General features: G+C 72.5%; 20 protein-coding genes. 13 read left to right on the forward strand and 7 right to left on the reverse strand.

Annotation, left to right across the window (positions count from 1 at the left end; all coding sequences use genetic code 11):
• Positions 1-107 precede the first annotated feature (107 nt).
• From BM339_RS34725 to BM339_RS34735, 3 genes are all read left to right on the forward strand, one after another.
• Positions 108-893, forward strand: a complete 786-nt coding sequence (locus BM339_RS34725; RefSeq protein ID WP_021598076.1) for a DeoR/GlpR family DNA-binding transcription regulator — start codon at positions 108-110, stop codon at positions 891-893.
• A gap of 55 nt (positions 894-948) precedes the next feature.
• Entirely contained in the window at positions 949-1,989 is a 1,041-nt protein-coding gene (locus tag BM339_RS34730) for a methyltransferase (RefSeq protein ID WP_075023615.1), read from the forward strand.
• Between the two features lie 385 nt (positions 1,990-2,374).
• On the forward strand, positions 2,375-2,611 hold the full coding sequence (locus BM339_RS34735) for a hypothetical protein (RefSeq protein ID WP_075023662.1): 237 nt from the start codon (positions 2,375-2,377) through the stop codon (positions 2,609-2,611).
• A 34-nt stretch (positions 2,612-2,645) separates the two neighbouring features.
• Here the strand turns inward: BM339_RS34735 and BM339_RS34740 are convergent, their stop codons facing one another.
• A complete protein-coding gene (locus BM339_RS34740) occupies positions 2,646-3,254 on the reverse strand; it encodes a PepSY domain-containing protein (RefSeq protein ID WP_021598079.1) in 609 nt (202 codons plus the stop codon).
• A gap of 117 nt (positions 3,255-3,371) precedes the next feature.
• Between BM339_RS34740 and BM339_RS34745 the strand changes: the two genes are divergently transcribed.
• Entirely contained in the window at positions 3,372-4,073 is a 702-nt protein-coding gene (locus BM339_RS34745; protein WP_075023616.1) for a response regulator transcription factor, read from the forward strand.
• The gene (locus tag BM339_RS34750) at positions 4,073-5,584 is read left to right on the forward strand and encodes a sensor histidine kinase (RefSeq protein WP_024934993.1); all 1,512 of its coding nucleotides are present in this window, start codon (positions 4,073-4,075) and stop codon (positions 5,582-5,584) included. The genes BM339_RS34745 and BM339_RS34750 overlap by 1 nt, the downstream gene beginning before the upstream one ends.
• Here BM339_RS34750 and BM339_RS34755 read toward each other — a convergent pair.
• Both BM339_RS34755 and BM339_RS34760 read right to left on the reverse strand, forming a co-directional pair.
• Complete coding sequence (locus BM339_RS34755) at positions 5,574-6,719, reverse strand: NDMA-dependent alcohol dehydrogenase (protein ID WP_021598082.1); 1,146 nt, start codon at positions 6,717-6,719, stop codon at positions 5,574-5,576. The genes BM339_RS34750 and BM339_RS34755 overlap by 11 nt on opposite strands.
• Before the next feature lie 149 nt (positions 6,720-6,868).
• Positions 6,869-7,507 carry a TetR/AcrR family transcriptional regulator gene (locus tag BM339_RS34760; protein ID WP_075023617.1) on the reverse strand — a complete coding sequence of 213 codons (639 nt, stop codon included), beginning with the start codon at positions 7,505-7,507 and terminating at the stop codon, positions 6,869-6,871.
• 90 nt (positions 7,508-7,597) lie between these two features.
• Between BM339_RS34760 and BM339_RS34765 the strand changes: the two genes are divergently transcribed.
• From BM339_RS34765 to BM339_RS34775, 3 genes are all read left to right on the forward strand, one after another.
• Positions 7,598-8,602 carry an oxygenase MpaB family protein gene (locus tag BM339_RS34765; RefSeq protein WP_075023618.1) on the forward strand — a complete coding sequence of 335 codons (1,005 nt, stop codon included), beginning with the start codon at positions 7,598-7,600 and terminating at the stop codon, positions 8,600-8,602.
• Between the two features lie 100 nt (positions 8,603-8,702).
• Positions 8,703-9,293, forward strand: coding sequence for a TIGR03086 family metal-binding protein (locus tag BM339_RS34770; RefSeq protein WP_075023619.1), 591 nt, complete (start codon positions 8,703-8,705; stop codon positions 9,291-9,293).
• A 71-nt stretch (positions 9,294-9,364) separates the two neighbouring features.
• Positions 9,365-11,512: an acyl-CoA dehydrogenase family protein gene (locus BM339_RS34775; RefSeq protein ID WP_075023620.1), complete on the forward strand. Its 2,148-nt coding sequence runs from the start codon at positions 9,365-9,367 to the stop codon at positions 11,510-11,512.
• Between the two features lie 53 nt (positions 11,513-11,565).
• Here the strand turns inward: BM339_RS34775 and BM339_RS34780 are convergent, their stop codons facing one another.
• From BM339_RS34780 to BM339_RS34795, 4 genes are all read right to left on the reverse strand, one after another.
• The gene (locus tag BM339_RS34780) at positions 11,566-12,609 is read right to left on the reverse strand and encodes an aldo/keto reductase (protein WP_075023621.1); all 1,044 of its coding nucleotides are present in this window, start codon (positions 12,607-12,609) and stop codon (positions 11,566-11,568) included.
• A gap of 60 nt (positions 12,610-12,669) precedes the next feature.
• Positions 12,670-15,390 carry a tetratricopeptide repeat protein gene (locus tag BM339_RS34785; RefSeq protein ID WP_143118729.1) on the reverse strand — a complete coding sequence of 907 codons (2,721 nt, stop codon included), beginning with the start codon at positions 15,388-15,390 and terminating at the stop codon, positions 12,670-12,672.
• A gap of 243 nt (positions 15,391-15,633) precedes the next feature.
• Positions 15,634-16,392 carry a hydrogenase nickel incorporation protein HypB gene (gene hypB, locus BM339_RS34790; RefSeq protein ID WP_075023623.1) on the reverse strand — a complete coding sequence of 253 codons (759 nt, stop codon included), beginning with the start codon at positions 16,390-16,392 and terminating at the stop codon, positions 15,634-15,636.
• Entirely contained in the window at positions 16,385-16,774 is a 390-nt protein-coding gene (locus tag BM339_RS34795; protein WP_308209778.1) for a hydrogenase maturation nickel metallochaperone HypA/HybF, read from the reverse strand. Before BM339_RS34795 ends, hypB begins: the two co-directional genes overlap by 8 nt.
• A gap of 121 nt (positions 16,775-16,895) precedes the next feature.
• Between BM339_RS34795 and BM339_RS34800 the strand changes: the two genes are divergently transcribed.
• From BM339_RS34800 to BM339_RS34820, 5 genes are read left to right on the forward strand one after another with little or no spacing between them, the layout of a single operon-like run.
• Positions 16,896-17,945 carry an NADH-quinone oxidoreductase subunit B family protein gene (locus BM339_RS34800; RefSeq protein WP_021597136.1) on the forward strand — a complete coding sequence of 350 codons (1,050 nt, stop codon included), beginning with the start codon at positions 16,896-16,898 and terminating at the stop codon, positions 17,943-17,945.
• A gap of 13 nt (positions 17,946-17,958) precedes the next feature.
• Positions 17,959-19,767 carry a nickel-dependent hydrogenase large subunit gene (locus BM339_RS34805; RefSeq protein ID WP_021597135.1) on the forward strand — a complete coding sequence of 603 codons (1,809 nt, stop codon included), beginning with the start codon at positions 17,959-17,961 and terminating at the stop codon, positions 19,765-19,767.
• Positions 19,767-20,252: a hypothetical protein gene (locus tag BM339_RS34810; RefSeq protein WP_075023625.1), complete on the forward strand. Its 486-nt coding sequence runs from the start codon at positions 19,767-19,769 to the stop codon at positions 20,250-20,252. Before BM339_RS34805 ends, BM339_RS34810 begins: the two co-directional genes overlap by 1 nt.
• A complete protein-coding gene (locus tag BM339_RS34815; RefSeq protein ID WP_021597133.1) occupies positions 20,249-20,875 on the forward strand; it encodes a DUF5947 family protein in 627 nt (208 codons plus the stop codon). Before BM339_RS34810 ends, BM339_RS34815 begins: the two co-directional genes overlap by 4 nt.
• On the forward strand, positions 20,872-21,075 hold the full coding sequence (locus tag BM339_RS34820) for a hypothetical protein (RefSeq protein WP_021597132.1): 204 nt from the start codon (positions 20,872-20,874) through the stop codon (positions 21,073-21,075). Before BM339_RS34815 ends, BM339_RS34820 begins: the two co-directional genes overlap by 4 nt.
• The last annotated feature ends 89 nt before the right edge of the window (positions 21,076-21,164 follow it).

The raw sequence follows: 21,164 nt of genomic DNA on the forward strand, positions 1-21,164 counted from the left end.
CTGATTGTTCCATGGCGAGAACGCGCAGGTAAGACCAGGGGCGCGCAGGGCTAGAATCCGCGGGACGGAGATCGCCCAGCCCGTCCACCCGCACGAAAGGGGGCCGTGTGGCCCGGCACGAGCGCTGGAACGCGCTGCTCGAAATGCTCGCGGACGCCGGGCAGCTGACCGTCGAGGAGGCGTCCCGGCGCATGGGGGTGTCGGCCGCGACGATCCGCCGCGACTTCGACCAGCTCGCGCAGCAGCAGATGCTGACCCGCACCCGCGGCGGCGCCGTCGCGCAGAGCGTCAGCTACGACCTGCCGCTGCGCTACAAGGCGGCGCGGCACGCGTCCGAGAAGCAGCGGATCGCGGCGGCGACGGCGGAGCTGGCCAAGCCCGGCTCGATCATCGGGCTGAACGGCGGGACGACGACGTCGGAGGTCGCCCGGGTCCTCGCCACCCGCGCCGACCTGCACGCCGAGGGGACGACCCCGGGGGTCACGATCGTGACGAACGCCCTGAACATCGGCAACGAGCTGGCCGTCCGGCCGCATGTGAAGATCGTGCTGACCGGTGGGGTGCCGCGCCCACAGTCCTACGAGCTGACCGGGCCGCTCGCCACCGGGATCTTCGACCACGTGACGCTGGACATGGCGGTCATCGGGGTGAACGGGGTGACCGCGCGGCACGGCGCGACCTGCCACAACGAGGGCGAGGCCGACGTGAACCGGCTGATGGCCGAGCGCGCCGACCAGGTGGTCGTGGTGGCGGACGGCTCGAAGGTCGGGCACCGCGCGTTCGCCCGCATCTGCGACACCGACCGGATCGACGTCCTGGTGACGGACGGGACGGTGCCGGAGGCGGAGGTGGCCGCCTTCACCGAGGCCGGGGTGCGCGTGATCCAGGCGTAGCGGTGTCGTAGGGCGGGGTTAGCGTTCTGGGACGGACGTTCCGCGAGGAGGCGCCATGGCCGAGGAGGGGACCGGGTGGGGCGGGGATCTGTGGAAGGCCGCCGACCTGCTGACACCGATGGCCGTCCGGGTGGCGGCGACCCTGCGGCTGGCCGACCACATCGCCGCCGGCCGCACGACGCCCGGTGACCTGGCCGCGGTGGTGGACGCCGACCGGGACGCCCTGGGCCGGGTGATGGACCACCTCGTGACGTCGGGGGTGCTCTCGCGCGACGGGGACGGCGCCTACGGCCTGACGGCCCTGGGCGAGCAGCTCCGGGACGATCACCCCGGCGGGCTGCGGCCATGGCTCGACCTCGACGGCGCCATCGGACGGGCCGACCTGTGCTTCGTCCAGTTGCTGCACACCGTCCGCACCGGCGAGCCCGCGTTCCCGCGCCAGTTCGGTCGTCCGTACTGGGACGACCTGGCGGCCGACGACACGCGCTCGGCGTCCTTCGACGCCCTGATGGGGTCCCGGCTGGTCGCGGAGGCGCCCGCGGTGGCCGCCGCCTACCCGTGGGGCGAGCTCGGTCATGTCGTCGACGTGGGCGGCGGCAACGGCAGCCTGCTGATCGCCCTCCTGCGCGCCCACGAGGGATTGCGCGGGACGGTGATCGACCTGGCCGGACCGGTGGACCGCGCCCGGCAGGCCATCGCCTCGGCGGGCCTGGACGACCGGGCGGGCGCGCAGGCGGGCAGCTTCTTCGACGCGCTTCCCGCCGGGGCGGGCGGCTACCTGCTCTCGGGCGTCCTGCACGACTGGGACGACGAGGACGCCCTGCGCATCCTGCGACGGTGCGCCGAGGCGGCCGGGGCCGCCGGACGGGTGCTCGCCGTCGACCACGTCGCCGATGGCGGCGAAGGCGGCGAAGGCGCGCAGCACACCGAGGGCGACCTGCGCATGCTGTGCTACGTCCGCGGCCGGGAGCGCACCCTCGACCGGCTGGGGGAATTGGCCGGGCGGGCCGGCCTGCGGCTCGAATCGGTCACGCCGGCCGCCTCCCGCTCGATCATCGAATTCCTCCCCATCCAGCTGAACCACCCCTTTTCATGAAGTGCCCGAGCAATGGGCTGTGAAAGGCAAAACAAGTCGCCAAGAATGCCTTTCATGCCGACATGATGCGATCCCGGCAACGGGCGGTCTAGCTGGCTGGACGCGGTGTCAATAGCCCGATTCGCCCTCTTGGTGACAATTGCACGTTGTCGGTGCGATCTGTCGGCGTGGGCCGTTCTGAAGGTCGCTTCAGGGTGCTTCAGGCTGGGCTCAGAAATGTTCGTCAGAGTGATGGTCGTCGAAGCCCTCAGTGCTCCGGATGGAGGAGGAAGCGATGACCGTTGGCCTGGATGTCACCAATGTGGGCGGTCGTGCCGTGGAAGGTTTTCCCGGCCGCCCGCGGTGCGAGGTCCGTCAGCTCCACGTGGCCTCGAAGGGGCTGCGCGTGCGGGTTCGCAGCGTGCAGACGGCGACCGAGAAATGGCGTTCCCACTGCCTCGGCTGCATGCGCGTGTGGGAGGACGTGTACGTGGTGCGGTACTGCGGCGACGCGGTCGCGTGGAGGCTCGGCGGGGTGGCCGTCCAGCCGCCGTGGGTCGACCGGGCCTGCTCGTCGTGCGGCAGCCTGCGGGTGAAGGTCCTCTCGGCGGGCCTCGTGGCGCGGCGCGGCACCACCGAGTGACACAGGGCCGCCGCGTGACGCGGCGCCCGGCCGGTCAGCCGTCGTCCTCGCCGGGGGCGTCGGCGATGACCTCGCCCGTGGCGGTGTCCACCCGCAGCTTGTGCTCCCGCCCGTCGCGGTCGGTGACGTCGACCTCCCAGACGTGCGCGGTCCGGCGGTACTCGAAGTCGACCGCGGCGACGGTGCCGGGCACCTCCTCCAGGGCGGCCCGCGCCGCCCGGGCCGCGGTGATCTTCGCGGCTCCCAGCGCGGCGGCCTGGTCGGGACGGCCGGTGGTGCCGTCGTCGCAGTCGTCGCCGTCCTCGCCCTCCTCCGGCGGGTCGAGGCGGTCGGCCACCACGCGGCCGTCGCGGGAGTCGATGTGCAGCTCCCGCGCGGTGCCGTCGGTGGCGATGACATCGGCCTCCCAGATCAGCGTCCGGCCGTTGTAGCCCAGCTCCAGGCCCTCGATGTGGCCGCCCGGCACCGTCCGCGACGCGATGCCGGCGGCCCGCTCGATGCCGAGGCGCAGCGCCACCGGCCGGGCGCGGACGTCGTCCCCGCCGGCGAGCCCGGCGGCGAGCACGGTTGCGGCCGACCCGGCCAGCCCGCCCAGCGCGATCGCGATCACCAGCACCGGCCCGCGCCCCGACAGCGCCCTCATCCCAACCTCCCGAAGCCACCGGCCGCTCGGCCGGACATCACCCCGAGCGCCGCTCCGATTACACTGTGCGATGAGTCAATCACAACACGCAGTGGCGATGAGAAGGGCCGGACCGCGATGCGCCTGCTGATCGTCGAGGACGAGAGACGGCTGGCCCGGTCGCTGGCGCAGGGGCTGGCCGCCGAGGGCTACGCGGTGGACACGGCGCACGACGGCGCCACCGGCCTCGGCCGGGCGCTGGAGAACGACTACGACCTGATCCTGCTCGACATCATGCTGCCCGGCATGAACGGGTACCGGGTCTGCTCGGCGCTGCGCGCGGCGGGCGACGAGACCCCGATCCTGATGCTGACCGCCAAGGACGGCGAGTACGACCAGGCCGAGGGGCTCGACATCGGCGCGGACGACTACCTCACCAAGCCGTTCTCCTACGTGGTGCTGCTCGCCCACATCCGGGCCCTGCTGCGGCGCCGCACCCGGGGCGCCGCGCCGCTCATCGAGCTCGGCGACCTCACCATCGAGCCCGCCGCCCGGCGGGTGCTGCGCGCCGGCGTGCAGGTGGAGCTCACCGCCAAGGAGTTCGCGGTGCTGGAGCACCTGGCGTCCAACGCGGGCCAGGTGGTGTCGAAGTCGCAGATCCTCGAACACGTCTGGGACGGCGCCTTCGACGGCGACCCCAACATCGTCGAGGTCTACGTGAGCGCGCTGCGCCGCAAGCTGGACGCGCCGTTCGGGCGCCGGTCGATCACCACGGTCCGCGGCGCCGGGTACCGGCTGGCCACCAACGGCGGCGCCGACCGTCCGGACGGGGGCGGCTGATGCCGCGCCTGGTCGACTCGGTGCGCGCCCGCACCACGGTCGGCGCGACCGCGGTGGTCGCGGTGGCGCTCGCCGTCGCGGGGCTGACCGTGATGTCCCTGCTGCGGGCGAACCTCGCGAGGCACGCCGACCTGCAGGCGGAGATGAGCGCCCGCGAGATCGCCGCCAAGCTCGCCACCGGCACCCCCGTCCACCGGCTGGACCTGGACGACACCGAGGAGCGCCCGATCCAGATCGTGGACGCGTCCGGCCGGGTGCGCGCGGCCAGCGAGCAGCTGGAGGCCGTCAGCGGGACGGGCGGCTCCGGGACGGGCGGCTCCGCGGCGGCGGCGCGGCCGGGGGCCGGCGCCCTGCCGGGGGAGGGGGACGACGACCTGGACGAGGAGGACCCGCGCCCCGGGCACGTCTCCGACGACGTCCGGCACGCCACGGGACGCGCCACCATGGGCGGGCGGGCCGACGACTACAGGTTCGCCGCGGTGGAGGCGACCACTCCCGCGGGCGAGACCGTCACCGTCTACGCGGGCGCCGCCCTGACCGCCACGCGCGACGCGGTCGCCGCGGTGGGCCGGGCGATGCTCGCCGGGCTGCCCCTGCTGCTGGCCGTGGTCGCCGCCGTGACCTGGCTGGTCACCCGGCGGGCGCTGCGCCCGGTGGCGGCGATCCGCGGCGAGCTGGCGGAGATCACGGCCTCCGGCGACCTGACCCGCCGGGTCCCCGTGCCGGGGACGCGGGACGAGGTGGCCGAACTGGCGGGCACGACGAACGAGACCCTGGCCGCCCTGGAGCGGTCGGTGACCCGGCAGCGCGGGTTCGTCGCCGACGCCGCCCACGAGCTGCGCACGCCGATCGCCTCGCTGCGCACGCAGCTGGAGGTGGGCGCGGCGCATCCCCGGCTGCTGGACGTCGCCGAGCTGGCCGCCGACGTCGTCCGGCTCCAGCACCTGGCCGCCGACCTGCTCCTGCTGGCCCGGCTGGACGCCGGGGCGGACCCGGCGCCGGCGGTGGCGGTGGACATGGCCGAGCTGGTGCGCGAGGAGCTGCGGCGCCGTCCCGCGGGCGGCCGCGCCCTCGCCATCGAGGCCGAGGTGGCGGGCGCCCCGCGGGCCCTCGGCAGCCGGACGCGGCTGGCCCGCGTCCTGTCCAACCTGCTCGACAACGCCGAGCGGCACGCGGCCGGGAGGATCCGGGTGGGGCTGGGCGCGCAGGAGGGCGCGACGGTGCTGCGGGTCGCCGACGACGGCGCCGGGGTGCCGCCGGACGACCGGGAGCGGATCTTCGAGCGGTTCGTCCGGCTGGACGAGGCGCGCAGCCGCGACGACGGCGGCTCCGGGCTCGGCCTGGCGATCACCCGCGACCTGGTCCTGGCGCACGGCGGGATGATCACGGTCGGTGACGCGCCCGAGGGCGGCGCCCTGTTCGAGGTGCGGCTCCCGCCCGCCGGAACCCGGCCCGCCGCCGGGGGACGGGAGGCGCGAGGCGCCGCCCGTCCCCGGGAGATCAGTACTTGATCATTCCGCGGATGTTCTTGCCGTCCCGCATGTCCTGGTAGCCCTTGTTGACGTCGTCGAGCTCGTAGGTGGTGGTGACCAGCTCGTCCAGCTTGAGCCTGCCCTCGTCGTAGAGGCGCAGGAGGCGCGGGATGTCGCGGCGCGGGTTGGCGTTGCCGAAGATGCAGCCGACCAGCTCCTTGCGCTGCATCGCGAGGTCGAACAGGTTGAGCTTGACGTCCTCCTGGACGATCGGCGCGACGGCGGTGACGACGCCGCGGCCGCCCTTGGCGACCATGCCCATCATCGGGGCGACGAGGTCGCCGGTGGCGACGCCGGTGGTGAGGATCGCCTTGTCGGCGTTGGCGCCCCAGGTGATCTCGCCGACGGTGGCCATGGCCTCCTCGACGGACGCGGCGGAGTGGGTGGCGCCGAACTCGGTGGCCTTCTCGCGCTTCCAGTCGACCGGGTCGACGACGACGACGTGGCGGGCGCCGGCCATCGCCGCGCCCTGCACCGCGTTCATCCCGATGCCGCCGAGGCCGATCACCACGACGGTGTCGCCGGGCTGGACGCCGGCCGCGTTGACCGCCGAGCCCCAGCCGGTGGTGACGCCGCAGCCGACCAGCGCGGCCTTGTCGAGCGGGATCCAGTCGTCGATCTTGATGGCGGTGGCCTCGTTGACGACGGTGTAGGGGGAGAAGGTCCCGGTGCAGCACATGATGCCCAGGTCCTTGCCGCTCTTGGAGTGGTGGCGGGCGGTCATGTCGCCGATCTGCCGTCCGGCGAGCAGCACCGCGCCGAGGTCGCAGAGGTGCTGGCGGCCGCGGGCGCACGAGGGGCAGCGGCCGCAGGCCGGGATGAAGGACAGGACGACGTGGTCGCCCTCCTGCAGCGTGGTCACGCCGGGGCCGACCTCCACGACCTCGCCGGCGCCCTCGTGCCCGCCGATGACGGGGAACTGCTCCCAGCCCATGAGCTTGGCGATCTCCGGGTCGAGCACCATGTCCCCGGTGACCAGGTGCTCGTCGGAGTGGCACAGCCCCGACGCGGCGAACTTGACCTTGACCTCGCCCGCCTTGGGGTCGTCGAGCTCGATGTCCTCGATGCTCCAGTCGGTGTGCGGTTCCCACAGGATCGCCGCTCTGGTCTGCACTGGTACCTCCCGCGGGACGGGCCGCCTGTCGAAGTGATGACTCCTGGATACTAGAACTTGATTCGGGAAGCTAGAGGCGGGCGCAAGTTGATCGAGTCAAAAACCTGCGCCCCCGCCAACCTTGATCACCGGCTCGGTCTCAGCCGGGCTCAGCCGGACGGGACGTGGCGCGCGGCGGTCGCGTGGAGCGCCAGCGACAGCTCGACGGCGTGGTCGACCACCGCGTCGAGGTCGTCGCCCAGCCGGCCGTCCGCCCACTGCTGGGCCAGCTCGGTCATCGCGCCGGTGAACATGGTCGCGGCGATGACGACGGGGAGCCCGGGGTTCTCGGCGCTGCTCATCGCGAGCACGCCGTCGAGCAGCGCGGTCTGCGCGGCCCGGCGCCGTTCGGCGAGCACCTCGTTGCCGCGCGCCTCGGCGAACAGGACGCGTCCCCTGCGCGGGTCGTCGCTGATGAACCGCAGGACGCTGCGGATGCCGGCGCGGGTGCGGACGTCCGGCCGGGGGCCCGCCTCGTCCAGGGCACGGGCCAGGTCCTCGCCGAGGGCGGTGGCCTCCCGGTCGTAGACGGCCGCCAGCAGGTCGCCGGTGCCGGCGAAGTTCTCGTAGAAGTAGCGGGTGTGCAGCTCGGCCTCGCGGCACACCGCCCGGACGGTCAGCGCCGCCTCGCCCTCCTCGCCGAACAGCCGGAACGCGGCCCGGACGAGCATGGCGCGCCGCTCGTCGCGGCGGCGGTCGGCGGGCACCCCGGCCCACCGGGTGGACGTGGCCGTGCGCGCGGTCGCCATGGCGCACACCCTAGCAAGCCTGGACACGCGTGTACCCAGACACTTACTCTGGATACACCTGTCACCAGAATGGGCCCGGGAGAGCACGGCATGGCACCGAAGAGCAACGTCATCGCGGCACGGTTCGAGCGCGCCTTCGACACCGAGATCCGCTCCAGGTTCTTCAAGGGCCTGGACTTCGCCGGACCGGACGGCGACCCGGGCTGGTTCGGGCCGGACAGCGCGGTCTGGTACGTCCACTCGCACCTGCCGACCCTGATGCTCGGCCTGGTCGGCGCCGCCTACATCGAGGGGCTCGACCCGAGCATCAGCTGGATGGCCTATGACCACTCCCGCATCCCCGAGCGCGTCGACGGCGTCCCCACCGGGAACATCGACCCGGAAGGGGCGGCGGTCCGGCTCGGGCACTCGCTGTCGTTCTTCATCGGGACGGCCTACGGCTCCACCGCGACCGCCGAGCGGCTGGCCCGCACCGTCCGCGCCATGCACCACACGGTCAAAGGCACCCGCCCGGACGGGCTCCCCTACGACGCCGACGACCCCGAATGGCTGCGCTGGAACTACGCCACCGTCGTCTGGGGCCTCGCCACCGCGCACGAGCGCTACCACCGGCGCCCGCTCAAGGGGGACGACCTGGAGCGCTACTACCGCGAGTTCGTCCGCGTCGGCGAGGCCCTGGGCGGGACCGGCCTGCCCGCCACCAAGGCCGAGGTCGCCGAGTGCCTGGAGTCCTACCTGCCGCGGCTGGCGGTGACCCCGATCAAGGCCTTCGCGACCGGGCCCAACCTGCGGGACGGCAAGGTCAAGCCGTGGGAGCCCGGCAGCCCCTTCATGGACTGGGCGGCGCGCGACATGCTCCCGGAGTGGGCGCGCAAGCTCGTCCTCTACCGGCCGCCCAACCCGGTGACGCTGCGGCTCCGCCGGACGACGCTGTGGCTCGTCCTCAACGCCCTGCACGACGCGACCGGGCCGCTGCCCGAGTTCCGCCAGGCCGAGGCCCGCGTGGCGAAAGGGGTGACGGAACCGGTCGCCTCCACCGCGCCGACCGCCCCCGACCCCGTCCTCACCCGCCAGGAGGTGGAGGCCACCGCCTGACGCAGGCGGGTCCAACGCCGCCAGGCCCTACGGCGCCGATGATTTCGGCGTGCGGCGACGGTCCATAGAACAGAGACCGTCATCCTCGATTGGAGGCCGCATGCGCGAGCGGACGTGTACGGCGCAGACCGCGTTGCACGGCGGGCTGCTGGAACGGGCGGTCGGCTTCGTGCTGACGGCCGTCCAGGCGGTCACGCCGCAGATGCTCACCCGGCCGACGCCCTGTGAGCTTTGGGACCTCCACATGTTGCTGCTGCACGTCCGTGACTCGCTTGAGGCGCTCCATGAAGGGATGAGCCTCGGGCATGTCGAGACGGTGCCGACGCAGAGGGCGCCCGTGGACGACCCCGTGTCCGCCCTGCGGGTGCAGGCCGTGCGGGTGCTGAAGGCGTCCGCCGCGCGAGGAACGGTCGCGATCGGTGACCGGCGGCTGGCCGGCGGGCTGATGGTGGTGACGGGCGCCCTGGAGGTGGCCGTGCACGGGTGGGACATCTCGCAGGCCACGGGGGAGGGGCGTCCCATCCCGCCCGCGCTGGCGGACGAGCTGCTGAAGATCAGCCCGCTGGTGGTGCCGGAGGAGCGCGGTCACCTGTTCGCCGGGCCCGTGGACCCGGGGCCGCGGGCCGGGCCGGCCGACCGGCTGGTCGCCTTCCTCGGCCGCCGCCCGCCCGCGGGGCCGGAGACCCCCTAGCGGGGACCCCTAGCGCCGGACAGAAACCGAATGACATTCTGGTGTCTGACGGCACGACGCTTGGAGGGGCCATGGCGATCGCCATCAGCGACGAACACCGGGAGCTGGCGAGGACGGCACGCTCGTTCCTGCGCGACCACGACGCGCGCGCCGCGAACCGCGCGCTCCTGGAGGCGGACAAGGAGACGCTGCCGGACTTCTGGCCGGATTTCGCCGCGCTCGGGCTGCTCGGCCTGCACCTTCCCGAGGAGCACGGCGGCGGCGCTGGGCTCCAGGAGCTGGTCGTGGTCGCCGAGGAACTGGGCCGCGCCGCCGCGCCGGGCCCGATGCTGCCGACGATGACGGCGTCCGCCGCGATCGCCGCGTCCGGAGGCGAGGAGCAGCGGGCGCGGCTCCTGCCCGGCCTCGCCTCCGGCGACACCACGGCCGCCCTCGGCCTGGGCGGCGCGCTGACGGTCACCGGAGGCACCGCCACCGGGGACGCCGGTGTCGTGCTCGGCGGCGGGCTCGCCGAACTGCTCCTCCTCCCGGCGGGCGACGACCTGCTCGTCGTGCGCGCGGACGCCCCCGGCGTCGCCGTCGAGGTGCCCGGGAACCTCGACCCGTCCCGCCGCTCCGCCCGCGTGCGGCTCGACGGCGCCGCGGTGGAGGTGCTCCCCGGGGCCCGCGCCCGCGCCACGGCCGTCGCCCGGACGCTGGCGTCCGCCGAGGCAGTCGGCGGCGCGCTCGAATGCGTCGACACCGCCACCGCGTACGCCAAGGTGCGGCGGCAGTTCGGCCGCCCGATCGCGACGTTCCAGGCCGTCAAGCACCACTGCGCGAACATGCTCGTCGCCGCCGAGCTGGGCACGGCGGCCGTCTGGGACGCGGCGCGGGCCGCCTCGGGGCCGGCGGACCAGTTCGAGCTGGCGGCGGCCGTCGCGGCGGCGCTCGCCCTCCCGGCGTTCACGGCCAACGCGGGCCTGAACATCCAGGTGCACGGCGGCATCGGCTTCACCTGGGAGCACGACGCCCACCTGCTGCTGCGCCGGGCCGCGGCCCTGGAGGCCGTCCTCGACCCGCACGCCGCCGAGCGCGACGTGACCCGGCTGCGGACCGCCGGGGTCGTCCGGGAGGCGAGCCTGGACCTGCCGCCCGAGGCCGAGGCGGAGCGCCCGCGGATCCGCGCGCTGGCCCGGGAGATCGCCGCGCTGCCGGCCGCCGGGCAGCGGGCCCGGCTCATCGAGACCGGGTACGTCCAGCCGCACTGGCCGCGCCCCTGGGGCGTGGAGGCGAGCGCCGGGCTGCAGCTCGTCATCGAGGACGAGTTCCGCGCCGCCGGCGTCAGGCGTCCCCAGCTCGGCATCACCGGCTGGGTGATCCTCACCCTCGTCCAGCACGGCACGCAGGACCAGATCGACCGCTTCGTGCGTCCCGCGCTGAACGGAGACGAGATCTGGTGCCAGCTGTTCAGCGAGCCGGAGGCCGGCTCGGACGCCGCCGCCGTCAAGACCCGCGCCGAGAAGGTGGACGGCGGCTGGGTGGTCAACGGCCAGAAGGTCTGGACGAGCGGCGCGCACTACTGCCGCTGGGGCTTCGCCACCGTCCGCACCGACCCGGACGCGCCGAAGCACTCCGGCGTCACCATGGTCGTCATCGACATGGAGCACCCCGGCGTGGAGGTCCGGCCGCTGCGGCAGACGACCGGGGACTCGGAGTTCAACGAGGTGTTCTTCTCCGACGTCTTCGTCCCCGACGCCGACGTGGTCGGCACCCCCAACCAGGGCTGGACGGTCGCCCGCGCCACCCTCGGCAACGAGCGCGTCAGCATCGGCGGCGGTGCCGGCGGCCGGACGGGCCCGGACGTCGTCTCCCTCTACGCCGAGCACGGCGACCGCGTCCCCGGCGGCGCCGAGCGCGTCGGCGCCCACGCGGCCGAGGAGCAGGCCCTGCGCCTGCTCAACCTCCGCTCCGCCGAACGCGCCGTCGCCGGCGGCGAGCCCGGCCCCGAGGGCAACATCACCAAGCTCGTCCTCGCCGAGCACGGCCACGCCACCGCCGCCCTCCTCGCCGAGTTCGCCGGCCCGGACGCCGCCTTCACCGACGGCCCCGGCCAGCTCGCCTCCCTCGTGCGCCTCGGCTCGCGCGGCCTGTCCATCGCCGGCGGCACCTCGGAGATCACCCGCAACCAGATCGCCGAGCGCATCCTCGGCCTCCCCCGCGACCCCCTGATCAGGTAGGGACCGGCCCCGGCGCGACCGCGCCGGGGCCGGAGCGTTCAGGGGCGGGCGTCTCAGGGGCGGCGGCGGTGTTCGAGGTTCAGGGACGGGTTGCCGGTCATGTGGCGGATGCGGGCGATGTCGGTGCCCGGGGGGACGACCTCGTCGATCGCGTCGAGGGTGGCGGCGTCGAGGCGGACGTCGGCGGCGGCGAGCAGGTCGTCCAGCTGGTCCATGGTCTTCGGGCCGATGATGGTCGAGGTGATCGCCGGGTGCTCGCCGGCGAAGGCCAGCGCCATGCGGGTCAGCGACAGGCCGGCGTTCTCGGCGATCTTCTCGAGGCGCTCGACGGCGTCGTAGCGGACGGGGGCGCTCGGGTCCACGTCGACGGTGCGGTCCCGCCAGGCGGGCGGCGTGCCGTCGGCGGGCGTGAACCGGGCGCCCGCCGGGGCCTCCTGCCCGCGCCGGTACTTGCCGGTCAGCCAGCCTCCGGCGAGCGGGCTCCACGGGATCACGCCCATGCCGTACCGCTGCGCGGCGGGGAGCACGGCCTCCTCGATCGAGCGGGCGAAGATCGAGTACTGGGGCTGCTCGCACACGAACCGGACGCCGCCCCGGCGCTCGGCGGCCCACTGCGCCTCGACGATCCAGTCGGCCGGGAAGGTCGACGACCCGGCGTAGAGGATCTTCCCCTGCCGGACGAGGTCGGTCAGCGCGTCGAGGGTCTCCTCCAGATCGGTGTCCCAGTCGCGGCGGTGCATCTGGTACAGGTCGATGCGGTCGGTGCCGAGGCGGCGGAGGCTGTCCTCCACGGCCCGGACGATGTGACGGCGCGACCCCCCGCGGCCGTTGCGCTCCTCACCGAGCGGGAAGAAGAACTTGCTCGCGAGGACGACGTCGTCGCGGCGGCCCTTGAGGGCCTTGCCGACGATCTCCTCGCTCTCCCCGGCGGAGTACATGTCGGCGGTGTCGATGAAGTTGATCCCCGCGTCCAGCGCCTTGTGGACGATGCGCACGGAGTCGTCGTGGTCGGGGTTGCCGACGGCGCCGAACATCATCGCGCCGAGGCACTGGGTGCTGACCTCGACGCCGGTCCGGCCGAGCTTGCGGTACTGCATCCTGGCGTGCTCCCTCGTTAGCGAACGCCCAGAACGCTAGAAACTGGAGCACACTCCAGGTCAAGTGCGCCGTTCATCCCCGTTCAACTTCTCCAGGGCCTGGAGGGTCTGGTCTATGTGCGGGTGGTCCGCGCCGAGAACTCGTCGTCGCCCTCGCAGGACAGACCGGAGAAGCGCCTCCGCCTCGCGGCGACGACCTTGGGTCTCCAGAGTCCTGGCGACCCAGTAACGGGTCATGAGGGTGTTGGGGTGGTCAACGCCCAGAACCTCCTCTCGTGTGGCGAGAACCTGCCGGAAGAGGCGCTCGGCGTCCTCGTGACGGCCTTGGGCGAGGACCATGCGGGCCACCCAGTGGCGTGTGGTCAGCGTGTCGGGATGGTCGGGCCCAAGGGTCTCCTCCTCCACCAGGAGGACCTCGCGGTAGGCCCTTTCCGCCTCGTCGTGCCTGCCCTGTGCGGCCGCCGTCCTCGCGATCGCGTAGCGGATGGTGAGGGTATCGGGTTGGTCGGGACCGAGGACGCGTTCCTCGACGGCGAGAACCTCCCGGTAGACGGTCTTCGATTCCAGATGCTCCGGATGGTCCGAGAAAGGCGCGCTGGAGTTGGTCTCCTGGGTGCCGAGCAGTTCCCGGTAAATCGCCTCGGCCTCGCTGAACCGGCCCTGTTCGCCCGCCATCCGGGCAATGCCGTACTGGGCGCGGAGGGTCTCCGGGTGGCCGGGCCCCATGGTGCGGTCTCCGTCGGCCAGAATGTCGCGATAGACCTGCTCGGCCTCGTGGTACCGCCCCTGGGCGGCGGCCATCCGGGCGACCCCGTAGCGAGCGTTGAGAGTGTCCGGATGCCCGGGGCCGAGGATCCGTTCCCTGGACGCGAGGATCTCGCGGAAAGCCGTCTCCGCCTCGCCGTACCTGCCTTGGCCGGCCGCCATGCGGGCGATGCCGTAGTGGGCGCTGAGCGTGTCTTCGTGATCGAGGCCGAGGAGGCGGCTCCTGATGGCGAAGACTTCTGCGTAAACGGCCCTCGCCTGAGCGTAGGCGCCCGTGGAGGCGAGATGCCGTCCGCTCATGTAGGCGGCCTTCGCGGAATCCAGCCGGGCTTGCCGGCCGAGGCGGGGCAGCGCACTGACGGCGTCGAGGACCTGCCTCGCATGGGGGACGAGGAATTGCCATACTTCCCATTTCGCTGGATCTTCCGGCAATCCGCTCTGCTCGCCATGCGTCGCACCCACCAGGACTTTCGCCGCGGTCGTGAGGTAGCGGTCCTCCTGCTCTCGCGGACGGCTCACGTCCCGGACGAGCGGATGCAGGCGCAGTACAGGAATGTCCTCCTCATGGCTGGGCGAATCCAGATCCAGGAGTCCGGTGTCCGAGAGGGCGACCAGGGATTGCCAGATCTCGCCACCGGTCGTCGATGACGGAAAGATCTCGGATTCGGCGAGCAGCCGCGGCAGGAGAAGCATCTCGTACGGAATCGGCGCGTCCGCGAAACACGAAAGCAGGTTGAGCAAGGCTCGCACCGGCCCGGTGCCGCGGCGCTCCAGCAGTTCGAGCGACAGCTCCCAGGTGCGCCCGAGCATCTGGCGGGCCTCACGATCGGACACCTGCACCTGCTGGGAGGGGAAGCCCGCCTCCGGCGGATCCACATCGAGGGCGGAGCGGTACTCGGCGAACGTTCGGGCGCGCTCGGGATCGGCGAAGATCCGCGGCATCTGCTGGGACTGGGCGAGGTAGCTTCCGGCCAGGCGCAGCGCCAGCGGCAGCCCGCCGAGCCGTCGCGAGAGCGACTCCGCATCGGCGCGGGATCCCGCCTTGGAGCCCGTCCCGTCCAACAGCACCTGCGCCCCCTCGACGGGGGTGAGCATCCCGACGTCGTGGGCACGGCACCAGCCGCCCCAGTCCGGGACGCGACCGTGCCGGCTGGTCACGATCGCCATCCCGGCGGCGGTCGCGACGGGCCGGAGCCAGCCGGTCCCGTCGGGGAGCGGGGCGTCGTCGATCGTCAGGACGGCGGGGTCGTCGGCGTTGTCGAAGACGAGCAGCCAGGGAGTGTCGCGGTCGGCCAGCCGCTCCCAGATGAGATCGGCGACATCGCGGTGGGCGATCTCGGCATCGCTGAGCCTGAGCCGGCGGGCCAGGTTGAGCATGCCCATCGTGACCCGTCCAGCGTCGGAGGCCGGAATCCACCAGACGCCGGCGCCCTTCTCCTGGACGCGGCAGGCGACCTCCAACGCCACGCTGGACTTGCCCGCGCCGCCGAGGCCGTGCAGGAGGTGAACGCGCTCGGCCGAGCCGGGACGGGACAGTGCCTCGACCAGTTCGGCGATCAGCTCGTCACGGCCGCGCAGCGGGGCGTCCTCGTAGCGGCGGCCGGCCGGCACGGCGATCGTGCCGATGGCCTCGTCCAGCGCCGGCGGAGCGGAGAACCGGTTGATCTGGATTCCGGAGAGCAGGACGGCTTGCTGCCGGACGCCCGTGGTGCCCTGCCGGGCGTCGACCCGGCCGACCAGGCCGCGAAGTTCCTCCTCGACCTCCGGGGCCGCCTCCAGAAGATCGGCGAGCTGCTCCTGCCAAACGGCCGCCTGGACTCGCATGGCCTGTTCGAGCTCGTTCTCGGGCAGGGACGCCAGTTGCGTGCGTGCGGACTCCAGCCGGTCTTCCATGGCGGTGACCTCGGCGGGGGTGCCGCGGCCGAGCAGGCGCGCCAGCCGTCCCTTGGCCGACTCCCATCCGTCGCTCACCATCATCTGCACGACGGCGACCCCGCCGGCTCCCGCCAAGGCCATGGTGGCCTCTGACAACATGACGTTCACACCGCCCGAAATACGGCGTCCCACGACCACATCGGGCGCTGGGACATCATTGATCGTGTCTCCATGCCCTCGGGCACCGCTGATCACGCGCGCCTTCAGATGCCGCTTGTGGACGTCGTCTTTGAGGCACGCGCCATAGTTCCCACGCGCGGAACGCCCAGGATGCGTCGGGGTGCCGGTGACCGCCGTCGGCGGCGACACCGGTAGCCCCGCGGGTCAGGCTTCGGCCAGCCAGTCGTACCAGGTCTTGAGGCCGTCGCCGCGCGTCGCCGAGATGGGGAGGACCTCCAGGCCGGGGCAGAGGCGGCGGGCCGCGGCGATGCAGGCGTCCATGTCGAAGTCGACGTGGGGGAGCAGGTCCACCTTGTTGACCAGCAGGACGTCGGCGCCGCGGAACATGTACGGGTACTTCAGCGGCTTGTCGGCGCCCTCGGTGACGGACATCAGGACCACGCGGGCCCGCTCGCCGAGGTCGAACAGCGCGGGGCAGACGAGGTTGCCGACGTTCTCGATGAAGACGGTGGAGCCGTCCGGCGGCGCCAGCGCGGTGAGCGCGCCGGCCACCATCGCGGCGTCGAGGTGGCAGCCGGCGCCGGTGTTGACCTGGACGGTCCGGGCCCCGGCGGCGGTGAGCCGCCGCGCGTCGAGCAGCGTCTCCTGGTCGCCCTCGATCACCGAGATCGGGCGGTCCGGGCTCAGGTCGGCGACGGTGCGCTCCAGCAGCGTCGTCTTGCCCGAGCCGGGGGAGCTCATCATGTTGAGCGCGACGATGCCGCGCTCGGCGAACCAGGTCCGGTTCAGGCCGGCGAGGTCGTCGTTGCGGGCCAGGACCTTCTGCTCCAGCGTCACGTGCTCCAGAGGCACCTGCTCAAGAGGCACCTGTTCCAGAGGCACCTGTTCCAGAGGCACGGGGCGGCCGGGTTCCAGAGTGATGCGCGGGGCGTCCTCGCCGTCGCAGCCGCAGGTCTCACACATCGGCGACCTCCACGCCCCGGATCGAAAGGTCGGCGCCGCCGCTGACGGTGACGTCGGCGCTGCCGCACGGGCAGACGGCGAGCGCGTCGCGGGCGGGGAAGGACGTCCCGCAGTCCGTGCACTCGCCCACCCCGTCGGTCTCGGTGATGTCGAGCCGGGCGCCCTCGACGCACGTCCCCTCGCCGGCGAGTTCGAAGCAGAATCGCACCGCGTCCGGCATGACTCCGGAAAGTCTCCCTATGTCGAGGTGGACCACCACCACTCGCGAATCGGGCAATTGCGCTGAAATCGCCGCTATGACGCTCTCCGTGACGGCCAATTCGTGCACCCGTCCTCCCGCCCGGTTTCCGCTGCTCCGACGCTGGTCTGCTGCCCCGATCACCCCGGCTCAAACGGCGTTTTTACGGAATGGAGAAACTCGGTTGGGGGGCTTTTCGGGCGGTGTTTCGCGCCGTTCCCGGCGGGCAGGGCGGCATTGGCGATGATCTCGGGGGAGGAAAGCCATGGCGGGCGTCGCTCCGGAGCGACCACTGACGGAGGAGATCCACATTCTGTGGACTTCCGAGGGAATGAGCTGCGACGGGGACACGATCTCGGTGACCGCGGCCTCGCTGCCGAGCATCGAGGACGTCGTCCTCGGAGCGATACCGGGCCTGCCGAAGGTCCACCTGCACAACAAGGTGCTCGCCTACGAGACCGGCGACGACTTCATGGAGGCCTTCCACCGGGCCGCGCGGGGGGAACTGGAGCCCTTCGTCCTCGTCGTCGAGGGGTCGGTCCCCAACGAGAACATCAACGGGGACGGCTACTGGACGTCGATGGGCAACGATCCCGAGACCGGCGAGCCGATCACGCTGAACACCTGGATCGACCGGCTCGCGCCGAAGGCGTGGGCGGTCGTCGCGGCGGGCACGTGCGCGACCTACGGCGGCATCCACGCGATGGCCGGCAACCCGACCGGGTGCATGGGCCTCGCCGACTACCTCGGCTGGGACTTCCGGTCCGCGGGCGGCCTGCCGATCGTCAACGTGCCGGGCTGCCCCGTCCAGCCGGACAACTTCATGGAGACGCTGCTCTGGGTGCTGCACCAGGCGGCCGGGCAGGCGCCCGTCATCCCGCTGGACGAGCAGCTCCGCCCGACCTGGCTGTTCGGCAAGACGGTGCACGAGGGCTGCGACCGCGCCGCCTACTACGAGCAGGCCGACTTCGCCCGCGACTACAACTCGCCCAAGTGCCAGGTGAAGATCGGCTGCTGGGGCCCGGTGGTGAACTGCAACGTCACCAAGCGCGGCTGGATGGACGGCGTCGGCGGCTGCCCGAACGTCGGGGGGATCTGCATCGGCTGCACGATGCCGGGCTTTCCCGACAAGTTCATGCCGTTCATGGACGAGCCGCCCGGCGCGAGCCTGTCCTCCACCCTGCTGCGCACGTACGGGCCGTTCATCCGGACGCTGCGGTCGATCACGAACAGGAGCGCCAACCGGGAACCGAAGTGGCGCCACAACCGAGACAGGCTGACCAGCGGCTACCAGCCCCGCTGGCCGCACAACTGAAAGGCGTCGTGCGATGAAACAGGGCACCGAGGCCAGGAGCGGCCGGCAGGCCACGCAGGGCGGCCTCGTCGAGGTGGCGTTCGACCCGATCACCCGGATCGTCGGCAACCTCGGCATCTACACCAAGATCGACTTCGCGAACCGGCAGGTCGCGGAGTGCCAGAGCACCTCGTCGATCTTCCGCGGCTACAGCGTGTTCATGAAGGGCAAGGACCCGCGGGACGCGCACTTCATCACCAGCCGGATCTGCGGCATCTGCGGCGACAACCATGCGACCTGCTCGATCTACGCACAGAACATGGCGTACGGGATCAAACCGCCGCCGCTCGCCGACTGGATCATCAACCTCGGCGAGGCCGCCGAGTACATGTTCGACCACACGATCTTCCAGGACAACCTGGTGTTCGTCGACTTCTGCGAGCGGATGGTCGCCGAGACGAACCCGAGCCTGCTGGCGACGGCGAAGAACACCGACGCGCCGCGCGGCTCCGTCCACGGCTTCCGGACGATCGCCGACATCATGGCGGCGTTCAACCCGTTCGAGGGCTCGGTCTACAAGGAGGCCCTCCAGCTGAGCCGCATCACCCGCGAGATGATCTGCCTGATGGAGGGGCGGCACGTCCACCCGTCCACCCTGTATCCCGGCGGCGTGGGGACGGTCGCGACGCCGCAGGTGTTCACCGACTACCTCGTCCGGCTGACGCGCTGCCTCGACTTCGTCAAGCGGGCCGTCGCGATGAACGACGACATCTTCGACTTCTTCCTGGAGGCGCTGCCCGGCTACGACCAGGTCGGGCGGCGGCGGACGCTGCTCGGCTGCTGGGGCGCGTTCCAGAACCCCGACGTCTGCGACTACGACTACCGGCACATGTCCGAGTGGGGGCGCGCCGCCTACGTCACCCCCGGGATCGTCGTGGACGGGCAGCTCCTCACCACGGACCTGGTCGACATCAACCTCGGCATGCGGATCCTGCTGGGCAGCTCGTACTACGACGACTGGGTCAACGACGAGACGTTCGTCAAGGAGGACCCGCTCGGCAACCCGATCGACCAGCGGCACCCGTGGAACCAGACGACGCTGCCTCACCCGCAGAAGCGCGACCTGGACGGCGGCAAGTACAGCTGGGTGATGAGCCCGCGGTGGAAGCACCCGGAGACCGGCGACCATCTCGCGCTCGACACCGGTGGCGGGCCGCTCGCCCGGCTGTGGGCGACCGCGCTGGCCGGCGAGGTGGACACGCCGTACGTCCGGTCCACGGGGCACAGCGTCCAGATCGACCTGCCGAAGACGCCCGGCATGCCGGAGGTCAACCTGGAGTGGACGCCGCCGCGGTACGCCAACACGATCGAGCGCGACCGGGCCCGCGCCTACTTCATCGCCTACGCGGCCGGGATGGCGCTGTTCTTCGCCGAGAAGGCCCTGGACGAGGTGCGGGCGGGGCGGACGAAGGTGTTCACCGACTTCGAGGTCCCCGAGGAGGCGATCGGCTGCGGGTTCCACGAGGCCGTCCGGGGCGTGCTGTCCCACCACCTCGTCATCCGCGACCACAAGATCGCGAACTACCACCCGTACCCGCCGACGCCGTGGAACGCCAGCCCGCGCGACTCCTACGGCACGCCCGGCCCGTACGAGGACGCGGTCGCCGGCCAGCCGATCTTCGAGGAGAACGGGCCGGACGACTTCAAGGGCATCGACATCATGCGGACCGTCCGCAGCTTCGACCCGTGCCTGCCGTGCGGCGTGCACATGTACGTCGGCGGCGGCCGGACGATCGAGAAGCGGCACTCGCCGATGTTCGGCGCGCAGGACGGGCGGCACTGATGGCCTGGGACGACGAGCGCGTCCGGGAGCACGTCCGGCACCTCGAAGGGCTGCTCGGACGGCTGGACCCGGCGGCCGCGCCGGTCGTCCAGGCGCTGGTGGAGCTGTACGGGGAGGCCCTCGACCGGGTCGTCCGGAGCACCCCGGACCTCTCCGCGCTCACCGGGGACGAGCTGGTCGGCCACCTGCTGCTCACGCACGGCCTGCACCCCGAGTCACCGGAGACGCGGGTGGGACGGGCGCTCGGCGCCATGGACGCGTTCCTCGGCAAGCACCGCACCTCCGTGGAGTTCTCCGGGATCGAGGGGGCGACGGTGCGGCTGAAGGTCGCGACCGAGGGCCGGGCCGCCGCGCCCCGCCCGGTGCTGGAGGCCGTGGAGCGGGCCGTCCTCGCCGCGGCGCCGGAGCTGTCGCGGGTCGAGATGGAGGCGCCCGCGCCGGAGCCCGTCCTGATCACGCTGGACCAGGTGCGGAGCCGGGTATGACCTCCGGGCTGTCCACGCCGCGGCTGGCCGCGCTGGCCGCGTCCCCGATGTCGGCCCCGCCGCCCGCGGCCGAGGCCGCGGAGGCGTGCGAGCTGTGCGCCGAGCCCCTGCACGGCGCGCACCGGCACGTGCTCGACCTGGAGAAGGACGAGCTGCTGTGCGCGTGCAAGGCCTGCGCCGTCCTGTTCGACGACCAGGCGGCGGGCGGACGGCACTACCGGCTCGTCCCGGCCGGACGGCGCGAGCTGCGGGGCTTCGTCCTGGACGGCCCTCTTTGGGCGGGCCTCGGAGTCCCCGTCGACCTGGCGTTCTTCTCCGTGGCCGGGACGGGCGAGGTGACCGCCCGCTACCCGAGCCCGGCCGGGGCGCTGCACGCGTCCGTCCACGCCGACAGCTGGCGGCGCCTGGCCGAGGCCAACCCCGTCCTGGCGGAGCTGCGCCCGGACGTGGAGGCGCTCGTCGTGCACCGGGCGAAGGGCGCGTCCGAGCACTGGATCCTTCCGGTCGACGACTGCTACCGGCTCACCGCGCTGCTGCGCGAGCACTGGGCGGGGTTCGCCGGCGGGGACGCGGTGTGGGACCACATCGGCAGGTTCTTCGAGGAGATGAGGGGAGAAAGATGATCAAGGTCGGCAAGCGCGACGTGAAGCCCGACGCGCCGGCGCACACCCGCGGCGTCCACGAGGGCAACAACGTCGGGAATTACGACAAGCAGGTCGGGCACCTGCCCGACGGCACGTCCACGGCGGCGCGGTCCACCGGGATCAACCCGTCGGCCCGCGGACCGATCCTCGACTCGATGCCGAATCTGTCACCAGCATGAGCGAAGCGAAGCGGGGGGTGCGGGGGGTCGGCCCCCCGCAAGAGACGGGCATGAGCGAAGCGAAGCGGGGGGTGCGGGGGGTCGGCCCC

It is taken from the genome of Actinomadura madurae (assembly GCF_900115095.1).
GTDB classification, from domain to species: domain Bacteria; phylum Actinomycetota; class Actinomycetes; order Streptosporangiales; family Streptosporangiaceae; genus Spirillospora; species Spirillospora madurae.